This is a genomic window from Aestuariivirga sp., assembly GCF_046294715.1.
In the GTDB taxonomy this organism is placed as follows: domain Bacteria; phylum Pseudomonadota; class Alphaproteobacteria; order Rhizobiales; family Aestuariivirgaceae; genus Aestuariivirga.
This window is the reverse complement of the sequence record NZ_JBKBKI010000013.1, coordinates 20255-44505: the sequence shown is the minus strand read 5'-3', so window position 1 is coordinate 44505 and position 24251 is coordinate 20255. Positions and strand designations below refer to the sequence as shown.

The window sequence follows — 24251 nt, the reverse complement described above, 5'->3', positions numbered from 1 at the left end:
AGAGGGCCCGCTCAGCCCGTCCACTTCTCCCGGAGCGTCACCAGCTCCTCGGCAGCGGTGGGGTGGACGGCCATGGTGGCATCGAAATCCGATTTCTTCGCCCCCATGCGCACGACGATGCCGAGAAGCTGGGCCATTTCGCCGGCATCCGGGCCGCAGATGTGGCAGCCCAGCACTCGGTCCGACTCGCCATCCACCACGAGTTTCATCAGCATGCGCTCGTCCCTCCCGGAAAGCGTGTGCTTCATCGGGCGGAAGCTTGTCTTGTAGATGTCGACCGCACGGTAGCCCTGGCGGGCCTGCACCTCAGTGAGGCCGACAGTTCCGATCTCGGGTTGGGAGAAGACGGCGGTGGGGATGAGCGCGTGATCGACCTTCACTTCCTTGCCGCCGAACACCGTGTCGGCAAAGGCATGGCCCTCGCGGATCGCCACGGGCGTCAGGTTGACGCGGTTCGTGACGTCGCCCACGGCATAGATCGAGGGCACGGACGAGCGCGACAGGGAGTCGACCTTCACCGCCATGTGCGGCGTCAGCTCGACGCCCGCATTCTCGAGACCGAGCCCCAGCACGTTGGGAATGCGGCCCGTTGCGAACATCACCTGGCCCGCACCGAAGCGGGCGCCATCGTTCAAGCCCACGCGAACGCCGTCGCCGGAACGTTCGATCGAGGCGACGTTCGCCTGGGTGCGGATCTCGATGCCCTTCTTCTTCATCTCGCCGGCGAGATGGTTGCGGATGTCGTCGTCGAAACCCCGCAGGATCTGCTCGCCGCGGCAGACGAGCACGGTCTCGACGCCCAGACCCGAGAAGATGCCCGCGAACTCGACGGCGATATAGCCACCGCCGACGATCACGATGCGCGAGGGTAGCCGTTCCAGGTGAAAGGCCTCGTTCGAGGTGATGGCGAGTTCGTGGCCGGGAAGGTGGCGGGGCACGAACGGCGTCGCCCCCGTGGCCACGAGAATGTAAAGCGCCGTGAGCTTGCGGCCGGATGCGAGCAGCACCGTGTGAGGATCGGCCACCGTGGCGCGTTCCTGGATCAGTTCGGCGCCCGCCGCCTCGAGATTGCGGATATAGGCCTTGTTCAGCCGGTCTATCTCCCGATCCTTGTTCTCGACGAGGCTCGCCCAGTCGAATGAGACCTTCTCGGAGGCCCAGCCGAAACCCACTGCATCCTCGAATTCCTCGGCGAATTTCGAGGCGTAGACGAAGAGCTTCTTCGGCACGCAGCCGCGGATGACGCAGGTGCCGCCGACGCGGTATTCCTCGGCCACGGCGACCTTGGCGCCGTAGCGCGCCGCGATGCGGCCGGCGCGGACCCCGCCGGAGCCCGCCCCGATCACGAACAGATCGTAGTCGAAGCCGCTCATTCCTTGCGGAGCGTCCTGACACCCTCATCCGTGCCCATGAGCACGATGCCGCAGATGTCGATGAACAGGCCGTGATCGACGACGCCCGGAATAATGCTGAGGAGGTTGTCGAGCCGGTTGGGATCGGGGATGGCGCCGATCGACACGTCGATGATGGCGTTGCCGCTGTCGGTCACGAACGGCTTGCCCTCCTTGAGGCGGAGCACCAGCTTGCCCTGAAGGTTTAGGATGCGCAGTGCACGCTCGATCTTCCAGGCCGTGGCATTGACGCCGAACGGCACGACCTCGACGGGAAGTGGGAACTTGCCCAAAGTCTCGACCTTCTTCGACTGGTCGGCGATGACGATCATGAAGCGCGACGAGGATGCCACGATCTTCTCGAGCAGCAGGGCGCCGCCCCCGCCCTTGATGAGCTGGAAATTGCCGTCGAACTCGTCGGCGCCATCGACCGTGACGTGAAGGCGCGGCTGCTGCTCCAGCGTCGTGAGCTTGAGGCCCAGTCGCCTGGCCAGCTCGAAACTCTGCTTCGAGGTGGCCACGCATTCGACGTCGAACCCGGCCCGGGCCTTGTCGGCCAGCGCGGTGATGAAGTGATTGGCGGTGGAACCGGTTCCCAGCCCCACCTTCATGCCCGGCTGGATGTAATCGAGCGCCGCGACCGCCGCGGCCTTCTTCTGTTGGTCTGCCGTCACTTGTTGAGCCCACCCATCAGCATGTATTTCATCTCCAGGTATTCCTCGACCCCGTGGTGCGAACCCTCGCGGCCAAGACCCGATTCCTTGACGCCGCCGAAGGGCGCCTCGGCCGTCGAGATGATGCCCTCGTTGATGCCCACCATGCCGTATTCCAGGCCCTCGGCAACGCGCCACACGCGGCCGATGTCGCGCGAATAGAAGTAGCAGGCCAAACCGAACTCGGTGTTGTTGGCCATGGCGATCGCCTCATCCTCGGTCTTGAACCTGAACAGCGGCGCCACCGGGCCGAACGTCTCTTCGCGGGCCACGGCCATCTCCGCAGTCACGTCGCGGATCAGCGTGGGCTCGAAGAAGTTGCCGCCCAGCGACTTGCCCCCGATCACCAGCTTGGCGCCCTTCTTCACCGCGTCTTCGATGTGCTCCTGCACCTTGGCGATGGCGGCCTTGTTGATGAGTGGACCGGTGGTGACGCCCTGCTCCGTGCCGTCGCCCACCTTGAGCTTCTTCACCGCCTCGGCAAGCTTCTCGGCAAAGGCGTCATAGACGCCGTCCTGCACCAGGATGCGGTTGGCGCAGACGCAGGTCTGGCCAGCGTTACGATACTTCGACATCATGGCACCCTGCACCGCGGCATCGAGATCGGCGTCGTCGAACACGATGAAGGGTGCGTTGCCGCCGAGTTCGAGGCCCACCTTCTTGATGGTGGGGGCGCACTGGGCCATGAGCACGCGGCCCACCTCGGTGGAGCCCGTGAAAGTCAGGGCGCGCACGATTGGGTTCGAGGTCATCTCGGCCCCGATCTCGCGGGAGACGCCGGTGAGGATCGAGAATACGCCTGCCGGAACGCCGGCGCGTTCCGCGAGTTCGGCAAGTGCCAGGGCGGAAAACGGCGTCTCGTTGGCGGGCTTGCAGACGAAAGCACACCCGGCGGCGAGCGCCGGGCCAGCCTTGCGGGTGATCATGGCGTTGGGGAAGTTCCACGGGGTGATGGCGGCCACCACACCCACCGGCTGCTTGATGACGACCATGCGGGCCGCCGGCCAGGGAGACGGGATCGTCTCGCCGTAGATGCGCTTGCCCTCTTCCGCGAAGAACTCGATGAAAGAGGCGCCATAGGCCACTTCGCCGCGCGACTCGGCCAAGGGCTTGCCCTGCTCCGCCGTCATGATCTGGGCCAGGTCTTCCTGGTTCTCCATCATCAGGTTGAACCACTTGCGGAGAATGGCGGCGCGCTCCTTGGCGGTCTTCTTGGCCCACTCCTTCTGGGCGCGCTGGGCGGCCTCGATCGCCTGGCGGGTTTCGGCCGCGCCCAATTTCGGCACGGTGCCGATCACGCTCTCATCGACGGGGTTGGTGACGTCAATCGTGGCAGAGCCTGAAACCCACTTCCCATCGATGTAGCATTTATCCTTGAGCAGCGACTTGTCCTTCAGTATGTCGCGCAATATCTGGGTCTTGCGAATATCCATTTCGAAGATCTCCTGTCATTCGGGTGGCGGCCTCTTAGCACGGGGTCCGGCCCTGTACCAACACACCAATAGCGGAGGTTCCATGCCAGATCGTGCCGTGATTTTCGACCTGGACGGCACCCTCGTCGACACCGCGCCCGATCTGATGCGCGCCACCAACCATGTGCTGGATCGGCTGGGGCGGCGGCCGATCACCACGGAGGAGGTGCGGGCCTTCGTCGGCCATGGTGCCCGGGCGCTTCTGACGCGCGGTCTCGCCGCCACCGGGGGCCTGCCTGAGAACTACGACGTTGAACCCGATTACCGGCTCTTCGTGGATTATTACTCCCGCAACATCGCGGCCGGGAGCGCGCCCTTCCCCGGCCTTACCCGGCTCCTGACCCGACTCAAGGCTGAGGGATTCGGCCTCGGCGTGTGCACCAACAAGCTCGAGGGGCTTTCGGTGCAGCTGCTCGACGCGCTTGATCTTTCGAAGTATTTCGGCGCCGTGGTCGGTCCGGACACGATCGGCGTGGCGAAGCCGGATCCACGCCCCTTTCGCGAAGCCGTCGCTCGCCTCGGGCTGGTGGCGCCCCGTGCGGTGATGGTGGGGGACAGCGAGACGGACATCCTGACGGCCCGCAATGCCGGCGTGCCGGTGATCGCCGTTCCCTTCGGCTATACGCCGCGGCCGGTGGAGGAATTCGGGCCAGACCGCATGATCGCCCATTTCGACGAGGCCTATGACGCAATCCAGGATCTTTTCGCACTGGCCTGAAGGATCGGACTCGCGGTGAAGCCGCGCCGTCCTTGACTTCGCCCTGCCCTTCCGCCTATACGCTGCCCACCCCAAAGGCACGGGCGATTAGCTCAGTTGGTAGAGCACTGTGTTCACATCGCAGGGGTCACTGGTTCGAGTCCAGTATCGCCCACCATCGTCCTATTCGAGATTTCCGATATTTGAGCGGCCGGCCCTTCCGCTGCACCCCCGGGCGTGCTCCGCCGGCCTTGAAAGAAGAAGGCCGGCGCGAGAAGGCACCGGCCTCACAATCGATTGCTGTGCCCGCTCAGAAGCGGAAGTTCAGACCCGCCCGGATGGTGTGGAAGCTGATGTCCTGATCGACCTCGAGATTGATTCTCTCGAAGACCTCGTCGTCGTAGAGTTCCTCATCTCCCAGATCAACATAGAGATACTCGGTCTTGAGGGACAGGCTCTCGGTGATGTTGTATTCCACGCCGCCGCCGATCGTCCAACCAAGGTGATCGGTCGTTTCGTCGCCGGAGAGATCGTCGCCGCCCAGGTCGATGTCATACTGCGCGGTGACGGAGCCCCAGGCGAGACCGCCGGTGGCATAGAGCAGCAGGTCCGGCGTGGCGAGGAAACCGGCGCGCAGCCGGGCCGTGCCGAACCAATCGACGGTGGAACCGGCATCGGCGCTGAGATCGCCCCCGGGCGTGTCGACGTCGATGCCGAGATTGCCCTCGATGTCCGAGGCCGAGATATCGGCCTCGACACCCAGCACCAGGCTGTCCATCTGCCAGTTCCAGCCAGCCTGTACACCGCCGAAGAAACCACTCGCCGTCAGATCAGCGTCAGCGTCAATGTCCTCCTCAGAGAAGCCCGAAAGAGTGATCGGGTATTCGAAGGTGCCTCCGCCAAATCCGCCATGGACGCCCACATAGAAGCCGCTCCAGTCGCTCACCGGTGCGACGTCCACGAAATCGGCGGCCTGAGAAACGCCGGCGCTGAACAGAAGCGCGGCGGTGGTCATGAGAGTTCTCTTCAACATACGTTTCATTCCCTGCAATGGTGTTTTCACCGATGCAGAGGGTACAGCCGCCGGCGCCGTTGCCCCAACAACTTTTGGCCAGATTTCTTCCAAACTTCGGATGCGTTGAATGCGTGTAACAGTGCTGGGGATTGAACTTATCTAAGCAGTTGCAACTTAGGTGCGCCGGGTGAGCACTGCTGCACACATAACTCTCGCTTGTGGATTATTCGTGTCCACAACGCTCGCCACGGTATTTCAAGGGTTGAGCATAACCCAATGTACCCTTGCGTGCGCCCGCGAGTGCCGTGCAATTGCAGTTGTTCGCCCCAGCTTGTTGGTCCTAACAAAGAAAGCGGCCCTCAAGGGGCCGCTCTGCAACTCCATCCGGCGAATCAGCGGCGGTTCAGTGCGCGTGCTGGCGCAGTCGGAACGACAGAATCACAAGAATGATGCCGCCGACGATCGCGTAGGCACCGATCACCCAGATCATCGCCAGTGCGCCAGGCCCGGGCATGGCGATCAGGAGCGCGCCAAACAGCACGGTGATGACACCGTGGAGGATCAGCATCCACTCGTTATCGATCTCCTTGCGAAGGCGGATCGCGCCGAGGATCTCGAAGACACCGCTGACGATCGCCCACGCCCCGATGAGAAGCAGCAGCGTGAGCGCAGTCAGCCCCGGCCATGCGAAGGCGACCAGACCTGCCAGGACGCCGACGACGCCGACCACAGCGAGCCACCAGCGCGGCGCCGCGCCCGAACCGCCGCCGATCGCCGCGAACAGCGAGAACAACCCATCGACCAATGCATAGGCACCATAAAGAATGACAAGGCTGATGATGGTGATGCCCGGCCATGCGAAGGCCAGGACCCCGAAGGCGATCGACGCAATTCCACGCAGCAGCAGCACCCACCAGTTCTTGGCCAAGCCATGCAGGATCATGGCGCCTGCGCCGAGGCCTCTTGCCTGGGCGAGATTGTCGTTCATGTCGTCCCTCCTCTGGGTTTGGACCAAAAGATAATAATCCGAGTCGGACCAGAACCCAAGGTAGAGACAGGCGGCGCGCGAATCTTGGGCAGCAAAAAAGCCCGCCCGGCCCTGCGAAGGGCACGCGGCGGGCAAGTTCTGCGAAGAAGCTGCCAGACAGCGGCCTGGCATCGAGCGAATCATAGGCTGATTTGGGCGGCGGAGACCAGAGGCGCCAGCGCGGGACGCCACGAAGCTCTGACGCCGCGTTTTTGCAGGTTTACGAAGAAACCAAGAGCTTTGCCATGCGTTTTGGGAAGGCCTCGCCTCACTTTCGAGGCCTGCGGGACCAATGTGCCCCGGCCCGCAGTAATCGCGGCGGTTGCAACTACTTCTGAAGTGCAACCGCCGCACCGGGTTCTCGCGCCTTATTCGTCGACTGTCGTCTCCGGCCCCGCAATATGCACGGCGAGGAGGCAGCCGCTGGGTGTGTAGGAGCAGTGCTCGGTGCCATCGCGCAGCCAGACGAGATCGCCTTTCCTGAACACCGTGCCGTCGTTTTCGACGAGTTCGCCCTCGAGAATGAGAAACTGCTCGTGGCCATTGTGCCGGTGCGGGCGCGACGTCATGCCGGGCGGCATGCGGTAGACATGGAAGCCCACCCCCAGCGGCTCCGCATCATTGAGCTGCAGTACGCTGTCCCCCATGGAAACACCGTCGGGGAATACGAAGGGCTTGAACTCGGCTTCATAGATGTTGGCGACGCGACGGTCCTCGGATTTCACGGGCTTCATGGATGCGGTCTCCTATGTTTCAAGGTCAGGATGAGTTCTGGGACAGCGCCATTTGTATGTCACGCTCGCGGCGCGCCTCGGCGCGATGCAGGACCATGGCGGCGAGGAACACGCCGAGCCCCACGACCATGATGATCACGGTGGCAAGCGCGTTGATATCAGGCGTCACGCCGAGCTTCACCTTGCTCCAGATCAGGATCGGCAGCGTGGTGGAGCCTGGCCCGCTGGTAAAATTGGAGATGACCACATCGTCAAGCGAAATGGTGAAGGCAAGCAGCCAGCCGGACAGGATCGCGGGCGAAATCACCGGCAAGGTCACATCCGTGAGAACTCGCCAGGGCCTCGCTCCGAGGTCCATCGCCGCCTCTTCCAGCGCCACGTCCATCGATGCGAGCCGCGACTGTACGACGATCGTCACATAAGCCATCGAGAACGTAATGTGGGCAATGGTGATGGTGGTGAACCCCCGGCCGGCGGGCCATCCGATCCACTCAGCCATGTAGATGAATAGCATCAGCGAGGAGATGCCGGTGATCACCTCCGGCATGACGAGCGGTGCCGTCACCAATCCGGAAAAGCCGGCGCGCCCCCGGAACCGGTGGAAGCGCGCCAGGGCGATGCCGGCCATGGTGCCCAGAATTGTGGCGAAGGTGGCGCTCGTGAGCGCGATTTTCAGGGAGAGCACGGCCGCCTTGATCACCTGGTCATTGCTCAGGAGCTTGCCATACCACTGCGTCGAGAAGCCGCCCCATACCGTCGCGAGCCGCGACTTGTTGAAGGAGAACAGGATGAGGGAGAGAATGGGTATGTAGAAGAACGCGAAGCCGAAGCACAGGCAGCTGATGAGGAAGACGGGCCTTCTGTTCATGAGCGCACCTCGCTTCCGACCTGCGCGCGCTTCTCGAAGTGGCTGTAGACGATCATCGGCATTACCAGCAGCAGGAGCAGTGCCACTGCCACGGCGGAAGCCATTGGCCAGTCCCGGGCGGAAGAGAATTCATCGCTGATGACGCGTCCGATCATCGGGTCCGAGGCGTTGCCCACGAGGCTCGGGATGATGAGTTCGCCGGAGGCCGGTATGAAGACCAGGAGGCCGCCGGCAATGATGCCGGGAACGCTGAGCGGCAGCGTCACGTCCTTGAACACCTGCCAGGGCCTCGAACCCAAGTCCATTGCTGCCTCGTTCAGCGTCTGGTCGAGCTTTTCAAGATTGGCATAGAGCGGCAGGATCATGAAGGGCAGGTAAGAGTAGACCATCACCAGGACGACGGCAAAGTTGGAGTTCATCATGGGAATGGACGAGAGCGCCATTTCACCCGGCAGGACGGCATTCACCGTTGCGGTAAGGATCTTGTTGAACCAGCTGTTGTTGCCGAGCAGGCCCACCCAGGCATAGACGCGCAGCAGGAAGGACGTCCAGAACGGAAGGATCACCAGCATGAGCAGGAGGTTCCGCCAGGACCGGCTCACCCTTGTGATGCCGAGCGCCATCGGATAGCCGAGCAGAAGGCAGAAGAATGTGGCGAGCGCCGCGTTCCACAAGGACGTGAAGAAGGCCCGCACATAGACCGTATCGCCCAGCAGACGCTCGAAATTGTCCCAGCGGATATATGGCCAGTCTTCGAGGAAAGCGATTGGCGGAGAAAGATCCGCCCGCCGCGCGAAGCTCATGGCAAGAACGATGATGAAGGGAAGCAGGAAGAACAGGACGAGCCAGGCATACGGAACGACAACGACGATGTCGCGCCAGCCCTTGCGGTCGAACCATCTCGCGAGGCGGGACCGCTCCTTGCCCAAGGCTCAGCCTTTCAGCACGATGGCCGCATCGGGCCGGAAGGAGAGCCACACCTCCTCACCCCAGTCTGCGGCCTTCGCTGCGCGGTCGCGCATGCTGTTCACGCTGTTGACCGAAACGAGCGCGCCGGAGGGGAGCGCCACGCGGAAGAGAGAATCCTTCCCGAAGTAACCGAGATCCTTCACGACGCCATGGAAGCGGTTCATCTCGTCGGGCCGGTCGCGGGCTATCAAGATCTTTTCCGGCCTGACGGCGAGCGTCACCTTCTCGCCGGGGCTCAGGCTGGCGCTGCCCGCCGTGACCGTGCCGCCCAGGGCGGGAACATCGATGGCAAGAACATCGCCGTTTCCCGTCACCTCGCCCTCGAACATGTTGATGGAACCGATGAAGCCCGCGACGAACCGGCTGTTCGGGTTCTCATACACTTCCGCCGGAGGGCCAACCTGCCGGATCACGCCTTGATCCATCACCGCAATGCGGTCAGCGAGGGTCATTGCCTCTTCCTGATCATGCGTGACGACGACGAAGGTGATGCCGGTGCGCTCCTGGATGCTCATGATCTCGAACTGCGTGTGCTCGCGCAGTTTCTTGTCAAGGGCCGCCAACGGTTCGTCGAGCAGGAGAAGTTTCGGCTGCTTGGCGAGGGCGCGGGCCAGTGCAACGCGCTGGCGCTGGCCGCCCGACAGCTGATGCGGCTTGCGGCCGGCGAACGGCTTGAGCTGCACGAGGTCCAGCATCTCCGCCACGCGCTTCTGGCGCTCCGCCCTGCTCATGGCTTCATGCTTCAGGCCGTAACCGACATTCGCTTCAACCGTCATGTGCGGGAAAAGCGCATAGGACTGGAACATCATGTTGACGGGGCGCTCGTAGGGAGGAACTTCCGTCATGTCCTGCCCATCGATGTAGATGCGGCCGGCGCTCGGCGCCTCGAAGCCGGCCAGCATCCGCAGCAGCGTGGTCTTCCCGCATCCTGAGCCGCCGAGCAGCGCGAACATCTCGCCCTTCGTGATGTCGAGCGAGACGTTCTTCACGGCGGCAAACCCACCGAAGCTCTTGCTGACGCCCTCGATGCGGATGAAGGGCTGAGACCCCTCCACGCCCATGGCCTCAGCCCGACTTGATGGTCTGCCAGGCCCGCGTCATCTCGCGGTCCTGCTCTTCGCTGAAGGGCTTGGGTGCCCAGAGGCGGCTCTTCACGGCATCATCGGGGTAGACCGCGGGATTGGCGAGCACTGCCGGATCGACGAAGGGCTTCGATGCGAGGTTGCCGTTGGCGTAGTTGGTGAAGTTGGTGCACTTGGCGATCACTTCAGGCTGAAGCATGTACTCGAGGAACTTGTAGGCATTCTCCTTGTTCGCGGAATCGGCAGGAATGCACAGGCAGTCCACCCAGGCGGGAGCGCCGGTCTCCGGGACATGGTATTCGAGATTGAGCTGGACGCCGGCCTCCTCCGCACGAGTCTTGGCCGTCGAATAATCGCCCGACCAGTTGTTGATGACGCAGAGTTCCTTGTTGGGAATGGCGTTGAGGTAGTTGGTGTTGTCGAAGGTGCGAATGTGCTGGCGGATCGGCTTGAAGAGTTCCACCACGGCCTGATAGTCCTGAACATTGGTGGTGTCGCCGTCCTTGCCCAGGTAGCGCAGCGCCATGGGGATCACGTCGGTGGGGCTGTCGAGCACCGAGATTCCGCAGTCGGCGAGCTTTGCCGCGATCTCCGGCTTGAACAGCATGTCGAGGGAGTCGAGCTTCCCCTCCGGAACGCGCTCGCGCACCATGTCGATGTTGAAGGTGACGCCGACGGAGCCCCACATATAGGGAATGGCGTATTCGTTGCCAGGATCCCAGCCCGCCAGGATCTTCAGCACCGCCGGATCGAGGTTCTTCCAGCTGGGCAGTTTCGACTTGTCGAGCTTTTCGTAGATGTTGGCTTTGACGAAGTTGGGCAGGGAGAGGCCGGCCATTACCACCACGTCGTAGCCAGTCGAACCCGCAAGCATCTTCGCCTGCATTTCCTCCGCGGAACTGTAGGTGTCATAGGTGACTGAGATGCCGGACGCCGTCTGGAAATCCTCGATCGTCGTCTCGCCGATGTAATCGGCCCAGTTATAGACGTTGAGCACGGCCTCCTGCGCGCGTACCCGCCGCACGTAAGGCATGGACACGAGAGCGGTCGCCGCCATCAGGCCGGCCGCCTTGCGCCTGTTCAGTTTCATTCCTGGCACTCCCTAGCTTTCTTCTTTTGTCGTCGCCGTCCCTGCTTACAGGTTGTTTCGGAGCGCGGCCTCCTGTCAAGTTACGGTATGGGCCCCTGCCGGTTGCAGCATCTTCTCATTCAGCGCGGCAACCTCAGTTTCTTTCGGCTGCTTCTCGAGGCGCATCACGGGCAGGACGGCGCGGAGGTGGTCATGGTGGCTGCGCACGCCGCGCTCGAGATCCGAGAGATGAAAGCCATCGAAACCGCAGGATTTCATGGACTCGTTGGACCAGACGGAGAGCTGGATATCCTCCTTGTAGGTCTCCCGGTCTATGCGCTGGGCCAGATAGCGGGCAAGCCGGTCAGAGCGAGTCTCATCGGGCCTGCGATAAACGGCGCCGCGGATCAGCGTCCTGTCGACGGCCAGGGGAAATTCCTGGTAGAACTGCACGGACTCGGGTGTTACCGCCAGCACAGCGTTGGGAAAGAGTCCGAAATAGGACCACAGACGGCGCTTATCCTCCGCCAACCAGAGTGGGCCGGAGGATAGCCCGACATAAGCCCTCACGCTCCACAGGCGGCCGCGGTTGGTGGCATAGCGACCCTCCGAGCGGCTGACGCCGTTCACATAGGGCTGGTCGAAATAGGTCGCGCCGTAGAGATCCTGCAGTGCCGGGTGGGCCATCGCGACGTGGTAGCCTTCGTTGTCCACGTCGCGCACCGACTTCCAGTTCACCGGCAGCACCGTTTCAGAAGGCGCACCGGCCGGAACCACTGCCTCGAGCCTATAGCAGGCCAGTTCTTCCGCGAAGTGCGCCATCAGCTGCGCCACTGCCGGCTGCGGCCCGTTCTCGAAACGGATGAAAATGAAACCCATCCAGATTTCGAGGCCGATCGGCTTCAGCCCGTATTTCGAACGGTCGAGCGCGCCGAAGCTCTGCGGCTGGGCAGCACCGCGCAGTGTACCGTCCAGATTGTAAGTCCAGCCATGAAAGGGGCAGACGAAGGCGCGCTGGCAATGACCGCGTCGTTCCGCCGTGACGCGCGAGCCGCGATGTCGGCAGAGGTTGTGGAAGGCCCTCACCACCCCATCGTCTCCCCTTGCGACTAGGGCGCGGTCGTCGGCGATGTCCACAGTGAAAAAGTCACCTGCGGCGGGAACGTCGCTCACATGGCCGGCGAGTTGCCAGTGCGTGCGGAACAGCTTTCGTTTCTCCAGTTCGAGCAGCGCAACGCTGTGATAGGTCCAGGCCGGCAGGCCGCTACGGTCCCAATCGGCCGGCAAAGGCAAATCCCTGGCAAGCATGGTCATCTCCTCCGTATCGACAGCTCTGGAAGTTTCCCTTGATTTTGACTGAACTGTCAATCAAAATGCCGCGCAGGATCGGGGGATCCTTCAGGCTGGACTTCCGGCTCTCGGTCTTGCGATCATCGCAGGCGGAAAGAGTCGATTACCCATGGACACACCCGCACCGAGACGCCGGAAGGCCAGCCGCAGCCACCGTCGGGAGCAGTTGATCGAGGCGACGATCTCGACGATAGCCCAGCGGGGGTTGGCACAGACGACGCTGAGCAGCGTCGCGAGGGCGGCTGGCGTCTCGCACGGCCTCGTCATCTTCTACTTCGAAAGCAAGGAAAGGCTGCTGGCGGAGACGCTCCGGTTCATGTCGGACGTGCACCGGAGGCACTGGGAGACGGCGATCGAGCAGGCGGGCCCGGCTCCTGAAGAACGGCTCCTCGCCCTGATCCTCTCGGAGTTCGACGATGCCCTCTATACGCAGGAATGGCTCACCGCCTGGTGCGGCTTCTGGGGAGAGGCGCAGAGCCGCCCGCTCTACCTAACGCAGTCCGGTGAGAACGACCGGGCCTACATCGAGATCTTCGAAACGCTTTCGGCGGAGCTTGCCCACGCCGGCGGCTATCCCATCGAGCCCGGTCGCGCTGCGCGCGTGCTGCGCCTCACCATCGAGGGGGTATGGCTCGAACTCATGTTCTCGGCCAAGCCCTATTCGCGCGAGGAGGCCCTGAATACCGTGTTGTTCTGCGCCGGCACGCTGTTTCCGCATCATTTCGGGCCGGGCGGCCCCGTCAGCCGCTGATATCCACGCCCGCCTCGATGATCTCGAAACTGTGCTCGAGTTTCGCAGTGTGGCCGAACATCGCCGAGGCGGAGCAGTACTTCTCCGCCGAGAGCTTGACCGCGCGCTCGACATTGGCCGGTTTCAAATTGAACCCCGTCACCTTGTAGATCAGTTTCACATGGGTGAACACCTTGGGGTCCTGGGCGGCGCGATCGCCCTCGAGGGCGATGTCGAGGCCTGTCACCTTCTCGCGCATGCGTTCCAGAATCATGACGATGTCAAATGCGGTGCATCCGCCGAGCCCCAGCAGCATCATCTCCATGGGACGTATGCCGATGTTGCGCCCGCCCGACTCCGGCGAGCCGTCCATGACCACGGCGTGTCCTGAACCCGATTCACCGACGAATGCCCGTCCGTCGAGCCACTGCACCCTAGCCTTCATCTTCTCCACGTCTCCATCGTCTTCGCCCGCGTCATAGCGGGAAAGTGGGGTTGCGCCAATCAGCCCGGCGACAGGCGCGCCGCATAGAGAAAGCCATCCGTACGGCCCGCCACCTCTCCGAAGGTGACGGCGGCGTCGCCCTCCCCCAATACCGAGCCTTCGAGGTCCGCCGCACCCTGAAGCGCAAAGAGCAGGATGGGCCCGTCATGGGCGATGCGGGTTCCGCTCGAAAGGATCTCGATGGCCGCCTTCCATTTTCCCCGCCGCATGAAGAGGTTGAGGGCACGGCAGGGCCCCTGCCGCAGCCTGCAGAAGGTGGGGACGTCCCCCGGGAAAGGGTGTGGCACGAAGGGCCGCTCGACGGCGAGACTTCGGCGCCCGGAGAAATCGAGGTCGAGACCCTGCCCGTCGAGCAGGGTGAAGATGCGGTCCACGTCGGGGTAGAGCGAGAACGGGACGTCGGCATCGATCCGGGCAATGGCGAAGCGCCAGTCGAACGCCTCGCTTCCGGGCGGATCGGACACGATGTCCCAGGACACGCCCATGCCGTTGCGCCAGCGGCCTTCGCGCAAATCCCGTCGGCGGATGATGTTCATGCGACCTTCCCTTCATGCCGGCCTCGTGCTCTCGACATGGCGGGGCCGCTGACGCAGTATGCCGCAGAAGCTGCCCCAGAAGCAGCGCGCATGCAGGAGGACATCATGGCGCACGATGCGCAGGGCGCGGCGGCCGGGCCCCAGAAACTCGTGATCCGCAACATCGGGCTGATGCTTTCGGGCGCACTCGAAAGCCCGATTCTCGAGGCAGATACCCTGGTGGCCGAGAATGGCCGCATCACCGCCATTGGGCGCGCCAAGGATGTGGACCAGGACCGCCCGACCCTCATCATCGACGCCCATGGCACGGCGCTCGCGCCCGGCCTCATCGACAGCCATGTGCACCCGGTGGCGGGCGACTGGACGCCACGCCAGAGCCAGTTGGGCTGGATCGACTCTAACCTCAATGGGGGCGTCACCACCATGATCTCGGCGGGAGAGGTGCACACGCCCGGGCGGCCGCGGGACGTGGTGGGCCTCAAGGCGCTCGCCATATCGGCCCAGCGGCAGTTCACGAATTTCCGGCCTTCCGGCGTCAAGGTGCACGCGGGTGCGCCCTGCATCGAGCCCGAGATGACGGAGCAGGACTTCAAGGATTTGGCGGATGCGGGCGTCAAGCTCCTGGGCGAGGTCGGGCTCGGCGGCGTCAAGGACGGTCCCACGGCCAGGCGCATGGTGGCGTGGGCACGGAAATATGGCATCCAGAGCACGATTCACACCGGAGGCCCTTCCATTCCGGGCTCAGGCCTCATCGACAAGGACGTGGTGCTCGAGGCAGACACAGACGTCGTCGGCCACATCAACGGCGGCCACACGGCGCTGCCGGACGGCCAGATCCGCTGTATCTGCGAAGGCTGCAAGCGCGGGCTTGAGATCGTCCACAACGGCAACGAGCGCGCTGCGCTCTACACGCTCCGGCTGGCAAGGGAGATGCGCGAACTGCACCGCGTTATCCTTGGAACCGACGCGCCGGCGGGTTCCGGCGTGCAGCCTCTCGGCATCGCGCGCATGGTCTCCATGCTCTCCTCACTGGGGGATCTTCCCGCCGAACAGGCGATCTGCCTGGCGACAGGCAACACGGCGCGCGTGCGCAAGCTCGACTGTGGCCTGATCGAAGTGGGCCGGGCCGCCGATTTCGTGTTCATGGACAAGGCGCAGCATTCGGCGGGCGACGACCTGCTCGACAGCATCCACCTCGGCGATCTTCCCGGAATCGGCATGGTCGTGATCGACGGCCAGGTGAAATGCCACAGGAGCCGCAACACACCACCCGCCACCCGCATCCCCGCCATCGTCGCGGGTTGACAGACAGGAGCTTACACCATGGGCAAACATGCAGGCTGCCTTGCGCCGGACAAGGCGCGCTTTATGGACTTCTTTCCCGCAGGTGCGGCGCTGACGAAGCTCGCAACCGGATTCGTGTGGGCGGAGGGTCCCGTCTGGTTCTCGGAACTGAACGAGCTGCGCTTCTCGGACATTCCCAACAATCGCATGATGCGCTGGTCGCCCGTTGCGGGCTTATCCACCTTCCGCCAGCCTTCGCAGCGCACCAACGGCCACACGCGAGACCGCGAAGGCAACATGATCTCCTGCGAGCATGGCGGGCGCTGCGTGAGCCGCACCTACATGGACGGGCGCTACGAGGTGCTCGCCACGCATTGGAACGGCAAGCGCTTCAATTCGCCCAACGACGTCGTGGTGAAGTCGGACGGCACGATCTGGTTCACCGATCCTCCCTATGGAATCATTTCGGATCACGAGGGCATCCGGGCTGAGAGCGAGATCGGCAAAAACCAGGTCTACCGGCTCGATCCTGCGACGGGCGAGGTGAGCGTGGTTGCCGATGATTTCGACCGGCCGAACGGGCTTGCCTTCTCGCCTGACGAGTCGGAGCTCTACGTCGCCGATTCCGGCTATGCGCGCGGCCATGGCTTCGGTTTCGAGGAAGGCCGCCCGCGCCATGTCAGGGGCTTCAAGGTCGTCGACGGCAAGCGTCTCGCCCAAAGCCGCGTGATTGCGGTCATCGAGGAGAAGGTACCCGACGGTTTGCGTGTGGATTCCGAGGGCTTGCTGTGGATTTCGGCGGGCGATGGCGTGCACTGCTACACGCCGCAGGGCGAAAGGTTGGGCCGCATCCTGGTGCCCGAGACGGTGGCCAATCTTACCTTCGGAGGCTTCGGAAAGTCGCGCATGTTCATCTGCGCGACGTCTTCGGTCTACGCCATCGAGACCGCCCGCACCGGGGCGCAATGGCCATAAAAAAGGGGTCCCGGAGAACCGGGACCCTTTACAGGGGATGGAGGCGGGGGAACCCCAGGAAAGGGGGGAACGAAGCGACAGCTGACTTTCTCAGAGATCCACCCCGCCGGCGCGATGGCCTGAGCCACCGTGCCTCCATTCATTAGAGGTGGTTTGCACCGCCTTCATTGACATGTATCAAATCCGCCGGGCCGAGGGCGCCAATGCCCCGCGACAAAGAGACCAGATGACACGTTCCCTCCATCATCTCGAAAGGCTGATCGGTTTCCCAAGCGTCAGCCGGGACAGCAACCTTGATCTCATCGCCTATGTGCAGGAGGTGCTGCGGGCCGTCGGCGTGAGTTCGACCCTCGTTCCAAACGAGGATGGGCGGAAGGCCAACCTCTGGGCCACCATCGGCCCGGCGGAGAGGCCCGGAATCGTGCTTTCGGGTCACACGGATGTCGTTCCTGTCGAGGGCCAGGCCTGGTCGTCCGATCCCTTCACGCTGGTGAAGAGGGAGGGCAACTATTTCGGACGCGGCACAGCGGACATGAAGGGCTTCATCGCCTGCTGCCTCGCGGCGGCAGAACATGCCGCCACGCGCCAGCTGCATACGCCGATTCATCTTGCCTTCTCCTATGACGAAGAGATCGGCTGCGTGGGCGTTCGCCGCCTGCTGGATCTCCTCAAGGATGCGCCGGTGAAGCCGCGCCTGTGCATCGTGGGCGAGCCGACGCTGATGCAGGCTGTCACCGCACACAAGGGCAAGCTCGGCTTCCGGGTCACGGCACATGGGCTGGAGGCGCACTCGAGCCTCGCGCCGATCGGCGTCAACGCGATCTACATGGCGGCCGATCTCATCGGTGCGATCCGGACGATCCAGAAGGATCTGGCGGAACGCGGGCTTCGCGATGGCGACTATGAGGTGGCTTATACCACGCTCCATGTCGGCAAGATGCAGGGCGGCGAGGTGATGAACATCGTTCCGAACCGGTGCAGCTTCGATTTCGAGATCCGCTACCTGCCGGAGGAAGACGAGCAGGCGATCGTTGCCCGCATCAAGGCGGCGGCAGAGGAGATTGCCCGGTCATACCGTCCCGTCTTTGGTCAGGCGCGCTTCGATTTCGCCGATCTCCAAAGCTATCCGGCCATGAACACGCCGGTGGACAGCGAGGCGGTGAAATTCGTCCATGCGCTGACGGGCGGCAACTCGACGGGCAAGATCACCTTCGGCACCGAGGGCGGACTGTTCCAGAAAGCACTCGGCACGCCCGCCGTGGTCTGCGGCCCCGGCAACATCGCGGTGGCGCACAAGCCCGACGAGCATGTCAGCGAAGCACAGATGGCGCAATGCGACCGCATGCTGGAGCGGCTGGTGGAGAAGCTCTCGGCGTAATCCTGGGCAGCTACGCCTTCATCCACTTGGGCCGCAGTCCGGCATAGGAGTGAAAGTCCGGTGCAAGTTCCCGGCGGTTCGTAGAATCGAAGCTTCCGAGCACCAGCGCCACAACGGGCTTGTCATCGATGGCGCCGATCGTGGAGCCGCAGGCCGAGCAGAAGCTGCGGCTGGAATGATCCGAGGAGCGCCAGGTTGACGGTTTTCCGCCGGGGCCCGTCCAGCGCAGCTTGTCTGCAGGGAACTCCACCCAGTGCAGCGTCACCGCGCCCGAATGGCGCTGGCACATCTTGCAGGAACACGTGTGCGGCTTGTGCGGCGGCCCCTCCGCCTCGAACCGGATGTTCCCGCACAGGCAGCCGCCCTTGTAGATTTTCGCCACTGATTCCTCCTGTCGCCAGGAGAGGATGAACGATAGGCGCCCGGCTGTGAAGAAGCCACGCCGCCCTTATAATGGATACTCGGGTCAGGTCCGCGCCTGCCGATGTTGCGGGCCCACAACACACATGCGCCGCCTCGACCGGCGCATTCTTGAAGGGCGGGTCCTACGGATCGCCCGGTACGCCGTAGCTCGGAGCCCTCGTCGGGTTCACAGCGCGCTGCAGATAGGCACCCATCTGTGGGCGGTAGTCCTCCCACAGGCGCCGCAACACCTTTATCGGGTTCTCGTCATCCCAGTCCACGCGCAAAGAGACGAGCGGGAATGCCTGTTCGTGATAGACGATGAGGGCGGCGGAATGCACCGGCCCCTCTTCGCCGCCCGATTCGAGCCCCGCCTCCAGCGCGCGGAGCAGGCGTTCGGCCAGATGCTCGCCAGCATTGGCGGCGAAGGCGTCGGTCATCGTCTTCGGAAGACTCGCGTGCTTCAGGAGGTTGCCGGCTGCCACACAATCCTGCTGCTCCGACACGCCATGCGTGCCGAGGATGTTCTTGCCGGACCAGGTGGCGGAGCGGCCCTGGTTGTCCACCGCCGTCAGCTGCCGGTATTCGATGAAGTCACGCCCCCCGACCACGGCATCGATGGCCTCGCGCGCGCTCATGCCCTTCTCCATAAGGTCCAGCAGAAGGGGCCCGAGATCGGGGTCGGTGACATTCTGCGTGGCGACCGCACCCACTTTCGCGCGGGCATGCGGGCAGCGCGCGCCGACCGCGATCGAGGAGGTGGTGATGGCGACGCCGAAGGCGCCGGAGCGGGCACAGCGGCCCGCGATCGAAAAGGTCATGGCATCAATCCGGAATGACGGCCGTCGCCTCGATTTCCACCACCCATTCAGGCCGCGCCAACGCGGTGATGACGAGGCCGGTCGAGCACGGGAAAACGCCCTTCAGCCATTTTCCCATCTCCTGATAGACCTCCTGCCGGTAGCGGACGTCGGTGAGATAGACCACGATCCGGCAGATGTGATCGAGGCTGCCCCCGGCCTCCTCCAGCAGCATCTTGATGTTTTCCATCGTCTTGCGCGTCTGCATCGCGGCATCTCCGACATGCAGGGATTCGCGGGTGTCGAGATCCTGCGAAACCTGACCCCTGAGGAACACCATCGTTCCCCTCGCCACCACACCCTGGCAAAGGTCGTTGTCGAGCTTCTGCTCGGGATAGGTGTCTTTCGTATTGAAGGGCCGTATGCGCTTGTGGGCGGTCATTCTCTTCGTCCTCGCTCGCTCAAGATGAATGGCCGCCCGGCGGGCGGCCAGAACCGAAAGGGTTTGGGGCTTCCGCTTACTCCGCCGCCTGCTTGGCGACACCCCAGATGTTATCTGAAAGACCCCCCGCCTTCTGGGCAAACTTCAAGGTCTGGTCCCAGTCGAAGGTGCGGTAGACGGCGGCCGACTGCGCGAAGGGCGGCGACTGGGCGAAGAGCTGGAATGTCAGCCGGTGCCCCGCATAGTCCGAATTGAGCAGGTCGCGGGCGAGCGCCAGCAGCTTGCGGCGGTCATCCGCCTGCCATTCGTCGTTGACGGTATAGTACTTGTCCATCCACTTCTTCGTTTCGGGGTGCTCGAACACCGCCGCGTCCGGGGTGACGCAGATCTGGCCGCCGCAGAGCTCGCGTGCAATGTGCATCATGCGCGGCAGGTTGTTGAGAGCATGGCAACGACCGGTGAAGAGCAGCGACTGGTTTGGCATCAGCAGGCCGTTGGGGCTGCGCTCGCCCGTGGCAACGGCGGCCGTCAGATGCGCGTTGATGCCTTCACGCCATACGGCGAGCTCGGCCAGCTTCTCCTGCACCGCCTGCTGCTTGTCGAGACCGGTCTGGCGTGCGTTCCACAGCGCCGCGCCGATGATGAGGTCGGCGTAGGAGAGCGTCCTCTGCACGAAGGGAAAGGCGGAATAGCGGTGCAGCGTCTGGCGGATGAAGGCAGCCGCGCGCGTGTGCTGGTAGAACAGCACGTCCTCCCAGGGGATCAGCACATTGTCGAGGATCATGAGGGTATCCACCTCGTCGAACCTGTTCGACAGCGGATAATCCCGCTCCGGGGCCCTGCCCGTGAAGCCGGTCCGGCAGATGTGCTTCACGCCCGGCGCATCCATCTTCACAATGCAACCCAGCGCATATTCGGAGAGCTTGGCATCGCCCCAGTTGGCGATGGTCGGCTTCAGAAAGGCCTGGTTCGAATAGGCTGCCGCCGTCTCGTACTTGGCGCCGCGGATGACGATGCCGGCGTCGGTCTCCTTCACCACATGCACCAGCATGTCCGGGTCCTGGTCCTGCGGCCGCTTGGAGCGGTCGCCCTTGGGATCGGTGTTGGCCGAAACATGGAAGGGATCGTTCTTGATGGCGAGATGGATGTGCCGCTCGATGTTCTGGGCGAAGCGAGGATCGATCTCGTTCAAGATGTCCTTGCCGTCCCACAGCGACCACATTTCGCCGATGGTCTCGTCACCCACGCGGGTCACCACGCCCCCGATGTCGTGCATCACCGTGTCGACGGCCTTGCGCTTGTCGTCCCAGTCCTTTTTCTCAAAGGGCAGCCTGAGGCCAATCGGAAAGCGCTCGCCATTCTCCTCATAGGTCATGACGTCGCGCGTTGCCGTCTCGTGCTGCATGTCGTAGATGCGCGCCCTGATGTCGACCAGCGGCTTGAACTGCGGATGGCGCGTCACGTCCTTCACGCGCTCGCCGTTGATCCACACCTCGCGGCCGTCCCCGATCGAGTCGCGGTACTGTTCACCTGTTCTGATCATCTCAGTTTCCTTCGTGGTTCACGATGCGCCGGAAGGCGCGATTGCAGTAGACGAGCGGTTCGGCAATGCCGCGATGTGCGGCGAGCACGCGGCCGATGAAGATGCGGTGGGTTCCGGCATCCAGGCTGTCATGCATCTCGCATTCGAATACGGCGGTGGCGTCCTTGACGAGGGGCAGCCCCGTGTCGCCGTCGCGCCAATCATGATTGCCGAAATCGAAGGGCTTGCCCTCGCGCGGGCGGCCGGCGAACGTCTCGGCATAGGCGCGGTGCTCGGCGGCGAGCAGATTGACCGCGAAGAAGCCGTTCGCCTCCACCGCCGCGGCGGCCGGGCTCTTGCGGTTGATGCAGATGAGCACAAGCGGCGGTTCGGCCGAAACGGAGGAGACCGCGCTCACCGTGACCCCGAAGCGACCGGAAGGGCCGTCCGTCGTCACCACCGAGACCCCCGTCGCAGCGAGGCCCATGGCCGCAATGTATTCGCCGGAGGCCACCGGCGCCTTTGCCAACGCATTCATCTGTCCGTTCCCTCCGATCAGATGGGGAAGAGATTGACAGAGCCGCACACTTCGGAAAAATAGATTATATCGCGCCGTTGAATAGGAAAACGCAATGCTGCGCTTTACGCTGCGCCAGATCGAATACGCCGTCGCGATCTGGGACCACGGGTCCGTGGCGGCTGCATCGGGCCACCTGGGCGTCGCCCAGCCAACTCTCTCCGCCGCGCTGGCAAAGCTCGAGGAGCAGGTGGGGCTCCAGCTCTTCATTCGCCACCACGCGCAGGGTGTAAGCCCCTCGCCTGCGGGCATCCGGTTTCTTGCCGAGGCCCGAAACCTCCTCACCCATGCACAGGACCTGCAGCGGGAGATGGCAGCCGCCGGCACCGCCATCGAAGGTCAGCTGGCGCTCGCCAGCTTCGCCACCATTGCGCCGGCCTTCGTGCCGCAGCTCATCAAGAGCTTCACCAATCTTCACCCGAAGGCAACAGTGCGCCTTGCGGAAGGCACCCAGGATGAGCTCTTCCAGGGGCTGCGCAGCGGCCAGCACGACCTCGCCCTGCTCTATGACGTCGACACGCCCCAGGATTTCGCAGTCACGCCGCTTGCCTCCTTCGCGCCCTATGTTCTGCTCCCGGCGCGTCACCGGCTCACCCGGCTCCGCAACGTGCCGCTCGTGGCATTGAAGGACGAACCCCTTGTGCTGCTCGACGTGGCGCCGAGCCGCATCTATTTCACCCGCATCCTCGAGAGCGCCGGGATAACGCCGAGGCTCGCCTTCTCATCGCCCTCACTCGAGGTGGTGCGCGGTCTGGTAGGCTAGGGCCTCGGCTATTCGATCCTGATCACCCGACCCTTCGGCGATCATTCCTACGCCGGAGAGGAACTTGCCGTCAGGCCCATTGCAGAGGATGTCGAGCGCGGCGTGATCGCCCTTGCGGCGCTGAAGCAAATGCGCAAGACACGTCTCGTCTCGGCCTTCGAGGCGCATTGCATCGACTTCTTCAGGAACAACGGACCCGCATCGTGACCGAGTTCTCCGCAACCATCATTGGCGCCGGCATCGTCGGCATGTCCACCGCCGCCTTCCTGCAGCGCGAAGGCTGCAAGGTCACGGTCATCGACCGGCTGCCCCCAGGTGAAGGCTGCTCCTTCGGCAATGCAGGCGGCATCGCCTTCGCCGAGATCGTGCCGACCGTTCACTCCCGCATGCTGCTCAAGATTCCCCGGTGGCTGATGGACCCGCTCGGACCCCTCACCCTGCGCTGGTCCTATCTGCCCAAGGCCATGCCATGGCTGATGGCGCTCGGGCGCAACGCGATGCCTGACCGCGTGAAGGCAATCACGGAGGCGCGCGCTGCGCTCGCCCTGCGCGTGGTCAGCGATTTCGAGACGCTGCTCAAGGCGGCGGGCGCGGCAGACCTCATCAACTACCAGGACACGCTGCGGCTCTATGACAATGAGGCGCAGTATCTCGCTGAAGCGCCGGAGCGAGAGGCAAAGAGGGCGCATGGCTACGTGACGAAGCGCCTTTCCGGCGGCGAAGCGCGCGAACTCGAGCCGGCAATCGGCCCTTCGGTGCACTGCGGCGTGTTTCACGGCGGCTGGTATTTCGTGAGCAATCCGGAGCGCGTGGTGAAGTCGATCGCCGCGGATGTGGTGAAGAACGGCGGCACGATCATCGCGGACGACGTCGTCTCGCTCACCCGGCTGGGCAATCGCGTGAGCGAAATCGTGCTGAAGGAAAAAGGGCCCCGAAAGGTGGACAAGCTGGTCATCTGCGCTGGAGCCTATTCACACCTCCTGGCGCGGCAGCTTGACGAGAATATCCTTCTCGAGGCCGAGCGCGGCTATCACATGGTACTGCCCAACCCCGGGGTGAGCCTGTCACGCAGCCTCACCCATGCGCGGACGCCGGGCGCCGCCACGCCGATGGAGATGGGCCTTCGGCTGGCGGGAAGCGACGAGTTCGCCGGGCTCGAGGCCGCACCCAATTACAAGCGCGCCGATGCGCTGTGGAGAAATTTCAAGGCCGTGCTGCCCGGCCTGCGCGAGCCGGATTCCAAGACCACGCGCTGGATGGGACGCAGGCCCGGAACGCCCGACTCGCTTCCCGTCATCGGTCCATCGAAGACCACAGCCAATGTCTGGTACGGCTTCGGCCACGGCCACATGGGCCTGACGTGGGGCCCCACGACCGGCCGACTCATCTCCGAGATCATGACCGGACGGAAGAGCAACATCGACCTCTCACCCTTCCGGGCCGACCGGTTCTAGCGCCACGATCTCGGCCTCGCCGCCCGGTATCTCCGCCACGTCGCCTGGCGCCTTGCCCATGAGAGCGCGGGCGAGCGGCGATGTGTAGGCGATGAAGCCTTTTGAGGGATCGGCCTCGTCCTCTCCCACGATGGCGAAGGTCTGCCTCCGCCCGTCGTCGCGCAGGATGGTCACGCGCGTCGCAAAGGCGACGGCCTCTGGCGAATGCGGCGGCTCGACGATCTGAGCGCTCCCGCGCCGCTGCATCCAGTAGCGGAGGTCGCGCGAGGCACGGGCAATGGCAGACTTGTCCGCCTCGCCCTGCCCCTGGGCCAGCAGCCTGCGGCTCGAATCGATCTCCTGGTCGATGAGTTTCAGCCCTCGTGGCGTCACCACGTTAGGATTGGAACTCACCGGACGCTCGGGAAGCTCCTCCGGCTGGTCATCTTGTTCTTTGACAAAGGCCCGGCTCATCGGCTCTATGCCCACAATTCTTTCGCAGTCAGGACCGATCGCT

27 protein-coding genes and 1 tRNA gene are annotated in these 24251 nt (G+C 63.7%); 8 read left to right on the top strand and 20 right to left on the bottom strand.

Features of this window, described 5'->3' with window-relative positions; translation table 11 throughout:
• Window positions 1-11: 11 nt before the first annotated feature.
• Genes gor through ACK4HL_RS10780 form a run of 3 tightly spaced genes read right to left on the bottom strand, consistent with a single transcriptional unit; the run spans window position 12 to window position 3537 of the window.
• The gene (gene gor, locus ACK4HL_RS10790; protein WP_409759965.1) at window positions 12-1373 is read right to left on the bottom strand and encodes a glutathione-disulfide reductase; all 1362 of its coding nucleotides are present in this window, start codon (window positions 1371-1373) and stop codon (window positions 12-14) included.
• On the bottom strand, window positions 1370-2065 hold the full coding sequence (rpiA, locus tag ACK4HL_RS10785; protein WP_409759962.1) for a ribose-5-phosphate isomerase RpiA: 696 nt from the start codon (window positions 2063-2065) through the stop codon (window positions 1370-1372). Before rpiA ends, gor begins: the two co-directional genes overlap by 4 nt.
• Window positions 2062-3537 carry an NAD-dependent succinate-semialdehyde dehydrogenase gene (locus ACK4HL_RS10780; protein ID WP_409759959.1) on the bottom strand — a complete coding sequence of 492 codons (1476 nt, stop codon included), beginning with the start codon at window positions 3535-3537 and terminating at the stop codon, window positions 2062-2064. Before ACK4HL_RS10780 ends, rpiA begins: the two co-directional genes overlap by 4 nt.
• Window positions 3538-3619: 82 nt before the next feature.
• Between ACK4HL_RS10780 and gph the strand changes: the two genes are divergently transcribed.
• The gene (gene gph / locus ACK4HL_RS10775; protein ID WP_409759956.1) at window positions 3620-4294 is read left to right on the top strand and encodes a phosphoglycolate phosphatase; all 675 of its coding nucleotides are present in this window, start codon (window positions 3620-3622) and stop codon (window positions 4292-4294) included.
• Between the two features lie 81 nt (window positions 4295-4375).
• Window positions 4376-4451 (top strand) — tRNA-Val (locus tag ACK4HL_RS10770).
• Between the two features lie 132 nt (window positions 4452-4583).
• On the opposite strand, the gene ACK4HL_RS10765 is transcribed toward ACK4HL_RS10770, so the two are convergent.
• The 8 genes from ACK4HL_RS10765 to ACK4HL_RS10730 all read right to left on the bottom strand — a co-directional run bounded on the left by ACK4HL_RS10765 (window position 4584) and on the right by ACK4HL_RS10730 (window position 12351).
• On the bottom strand, window positions 4584-5288 hold the full coding sequence (locus tag ACK4HL_RS10765; RefSeq protein WP_409759953.1) for an outer membrane protein: 705 nt from the start codon (window positions 5286-5288) through the stop codon (window positions 4584-4586).
• A 403-nt stretch (window positions 5289-5691) separates the two neighbouring features.
• A complete protein-coding gene (locus tag ACK4HL_RS10760) occupies window positions 5692-6276 on the bottom strand; it encodes an HdeD family acid-resistance protein (protein ID WP_409759950.1) in 585 nt (194 codons plus the stop codon).
• A 407-nt stretch (window positions 6277-6683) separates the two neighbouring features.
• The gene (locus tag ACK4HL_RS10755; protein ID WP_409759947.1) at window positions 6684-7049 is read right to left on the bottom strand and encodes a cupin domain-containing protein; all 366 of its coding nucleotides are present in this window, start codon (window positions 7047-7049) and stop codon (window positions 6684-6686) included.
• Window positions 7050-7074: 25 nt separating this feature from the next.
• Window positions 7075-7917, bottom strand: coding sequence for an ABC transporter permease subunit (locus tag ACK4HL_RS10750; protein WP_409759944.1), 843 nt, complete (start codon window positions 7915-7917; stop codon window positions 7075-7077).
• Window positions 7914-8846 carry an ABC transporter permease gene (locus tag ACK4HL_RS10745; protein ID WP_409759941.1) on the bottom strand — a complete coding sequence of 311 codons (933 nt, stop codon included), beginning with the start codon at window positions 8844-8846 and terminating at the stop codon, window positions 7914-7916. The genes ACK4HL_RS10750 and ACK4HL_RS10745 overlap by 4 nt, the downstream gene beginning before the upstream one ends.
• A 3-nt stretch (window positions 8847-8849) precedes the next feature.
• On the bottom strand, window positions 8850-9941 hold the full coding sequence (locus ACK4HL_RS10740) for an ABC transporter ATP-binding protein (protein WP_409759938.1): 1092 nt from the start codon (window positions 9939-9941) through the stop codon (window positions 8850-8852).
• A gap of 10 nt (window positions 9942-9951) precedes the next feature.
• Window positions 9952-11058 carry a polyamine ABC transporter substrate-binding protein gene (locus ACK4HL_RS10735; RefSeq protein ID WP_409759935.1) on the bottom strand — a complete coding sequence of 369 codons (1107 nt, stop codon included), beginning with the start codon at window positions 11056-11058 and terminating at the stop codon, window positions 9952-9954.
• Between the two features lie 75 nt (window positions 11059-11133).
• Window positions 11134-12351, bottom strand: a complete 1218-nt coding sequence (locus ACK4HL_RS10730; RefSeq protein WP_409759932.1) for an aromatic ring-hydroxylating oxygenase subunit alpha — start codon at window positions 12349-12351, stop codon at window positions 11134-11136.
• A gap of 145 nt (window positions 12352-12496) precedes the next feature.
• Between ACK4HL_RS10730 and ACK4HL_RS10725 the strand changes: the two genes are divergently transcribed.
• Window positions 12497-13138 carry a TetR family transcriptional regulator gene (locus tag ACK4HL_RS10725; RefSeq protein ID WP_409759929.1) on the top strand — a complete coding sequence of 214 codons (642 nt, stop codon included), beginning with the start codon at window positions 12497-12499 and terminating at the stop codon, window positions 13136-13138.
• On the opposite strand, the gene ACK4HL_RS10720 is transcribed toward ACK4HL_RS10725, so the two are convergent.
• Together ACK4HL_RS10720 and ACK4HL_RS10715 are read right to left on the bottom strand one after the other, a co-directional pair.
• Window positions 13128-13562 carry an OsmC family protein gene (locus ACK4HL_RS10720; protein ID WP_409759926.1) on the bottom strand — a complete coding sequence of 145 codons (435 nt, stop codon included), beginning with the start codon at window positions 13560-13562 and terminating at the stop codon, window positions 13128-13130. The genes ACK4HL_RS10725 and ACK4HL_RS10720 overlap by 11 nt on opposite strands.
• Before the next feature lie 59 nt (window positions 13563-13621).
• Window positions 13622-14158, bottom strand: coding sequence for a HutD family protein (locus ACK4HL_RS10715; protein ID WP_409759923.1), 537 nt, complete (start codon window positions 14156-14158; stop codon window positions 13622-13624).
• Window positions 14159-14263: 105 nt separating this feature from the next.
• Between ACK4HL_RS10715 and ACK4HL_RS10710 the strand changes: the two genes are divergently transcribed.
• The 3 genes from ACK4HL_RS10710 to argE all read left to right on the top strand — a co-directional run bounded on the left by ACK4HL_RS10710 (window position 14264) and on the right by argE (window position 17795).
• Window positions 14264-15463, top strand: a complete 1200-nt coding sequence (locus ACK4HL_RS10710) for an amidohydrolase family protein (RefSeq protein ID WP_409760102.1) — start codon at window positions 14264-14266, stop codon at window positions 15461-15463.
• A gap of 18 nt (window positions 15464-15481) precedes the next feature.
• A complete protein-coding gene (locus tag ACK4HL_RS10705) occupies window positions 15482-16417 on the top strand; it encodes an SMP-30/gluconolactonase/LRE family protein (RefSeq protein WP_409759920.1) in 936 nt (311 codons plus the stop codon).
• A 226-nt stretch (window positions 16418-16643) separates the two neighbouring features.
• Window positions 16644-17795: an acetylornithine deacetylase gene (gene argE / locus ACK4HL_RS10700; protein ID WP_409759917.1), complete on the top strand. Its 1152-nt coding sequence runs from the start codon at window positions 16644-16646 to the stop codon at window positions 17793-17795.
• Between the two features lie 10 nt (window positions 17796-17805).
• Here the strand turns inward: argE and ACK4HL_RS10695 are convergent, their stop codons facing one another.
• From ACK4HL_RS10695 to ACK4HL_RS10675, 5 genes are all read right to left on the bottom strand, one after another.
• Window positions 17806-18177 (bottom strand): GFA family protein, encoded by a 372-nt coding sequence (locus ACK4HL_RS10695; protein ID WP_409759914.1) that lies wholly within the window; start codon window positions 18175-18177, stop codon window positions 17806-17808.
• Window positions 18178-18340: 163 nt separating this feature from the next.
• Window positions 18341-19018, bottom strand: a complete 678-nt coding sequence (locus ACK4HL_RS10690; RefSeq protein WP_409759911.1) for a DUF1028 domain-containing protein — start codon at window positions 19016-19018, stop codon at window positions 18341-18343.
• A 4-nt stretch (window positions 19019-19022) separates the two neighbouring features.
• Window positions 19023-19439 carry a RidA family protein gene (locus tag ACK4HL_RS10685; RefSeq protein WP_409759908.1) on the bottom strand — a complete coding sequence of 139 codons (417 nt, stop codon included), beginning with the start codon at window positions 19437-19439 and terminating at the stop codon, window positions 19023-19025.
• Between the two features lie 76 nt (window positions 19440-19515).
• Window positions 19516-20982, bottom strand: a complete 1467-nt coding sequence (locus tag ACK4HL_RS10680; RefSeq protein ID WP_409759905.1) for a 4-hydroxyphenylacetate 3-hydroxylase family protein — start codon at window positions 20980-20982, stop codon at window positions 19516-19518.
• A 1-nt stretch (window position 20983) separates the two neighbouring features.
• Window positions 20984-21499, bottom strand: a complete 516-nt coding sequence (locus ACK4HL_RS10675; RefSeq protein ID WP_409759902.1) for a flavin reductase family protein — start codon at window positions 21497-21499, stop codon at window positions 20984-20986.
• 94 nt (window positions 21500-21593) lie between these two features.
• Between ACK4HL_RS10675 and ACK4HL_RS10670 the strand changes: the two genes are divergently transcribed.
• Window positions 21594-22301 (top strand): LysR family transcriptional regulator, encoded by a 708-nt coding sequence (locus tag ACK4HL_RS10670; RefSeq protein WP_409759899.1) that lies wholly within the window; start codon window positions 21594-21596, stop codon window positions 22299-22301.
• Here ACK4HL_RS10670 and ACK4HL_RS10665 read toward each other — a convergent pair.
• The gene (locus tag ACK4HL_RS10665; protein ID WP_409759896.1) at window positions 22269-22469 is read right to left on the bottom strand and encodes a hypothetical protein; all 201 of its coding nucleotides are present in this window, start codon (window positions 22467-22469) and stop codon (window positions 22269-22271) included. The two genes, ACK4HL_RS10670 and ACK4HL_RS10665, sit on opposite strands and share 33 nt — an antisense overlap.
• A 35-nt stretch (window positions 22470-22504) precedes the next feature.
• On the opposite strand from ACK4HL_RS10665, the gene ACK4HL_RS10660 reads away from it, so the two are divergent.
• The gene (locus tag ACK4HL_RS10660) at window positions 22505-23755 is read left to right on the top strand and encodes an NAD(P)/FAD-dependent oxidoreductase (protein WP_409759893.1); all 1251 of its coding nucleotides are present in this window, start codon (window positions 22505-22507) and stop codon (window positions 23753-23755) included.
• Here ACK4HL_RS10660 and greA read toward each other — a convergent pair.
• Window positions 23729-24208 carry a transcription elongation factor GreA gene (gene greA, locus ACK4HL_RS10655; protein WP_409759891.1) on the bottom strand — a complete coding sequence of 160 codons (480 nt, stop codon included), beginning with the start codon at window positions 24206-24208 and terminating at the stop codon, window positions 23729-23731. The two genes, ACK4HL_RS10660 and greA, sit on opposite strands and share 27 nt — an antisense overlap.
• Window positions 24209-24251 lie beyond the last annotated feature (43 nt).